1 protein-coding gene is annotated in these 258 nt (G+C 67.1%); it reads right to left on the bottom strand.

Annotated elements, in window-relative coordinates; genetic code table 11:
* The coding region (locus F6Q13_RS17090) for a proton-conducting transporter membrane subunit (protein ID WP_293059099.1) at nt 1-258 on the bottom strand (258 nt) is incomplete at both ends.

Genomic DNA, 258 nt, shown 5'->3' with positions numbered 1-258 from the left:
TCGGTGCGGCCAGGGTCGCCGGCAGCCAGCGGTGAAACGGAATTTGCGCCGATCGTGACAGCGCCGCAACGACGATAAGCCCCGACGCCGCGACAAGGATCGGTGAGGAGTGCTCGAATCTGCTGCGGCCCAGTGCGAACAGGCTCACGTTGCCCTGTCGTGCGGTGAGTAGTCCCACCGCCAACCACAGGGCGAGATCGCCTATCACGAACGCTGTCGCCGCCCTGAGCATGCCGTCGCGGGCAGCGGGCAACTCCC

Origin of the sequence: Mycobacterium sp. (assembly GCF_008709575.1) — a bacterium.
GTDB lineage: Bacteria > Actinomycetota > Actinomycetes > Mycobacteriales > Mycobacteriaceae > Mycobacterium.
Note: the sequence above shows the minus strand (reverse complement) of the source record. Positions and strands in the feature narration are given on the sequence as shown.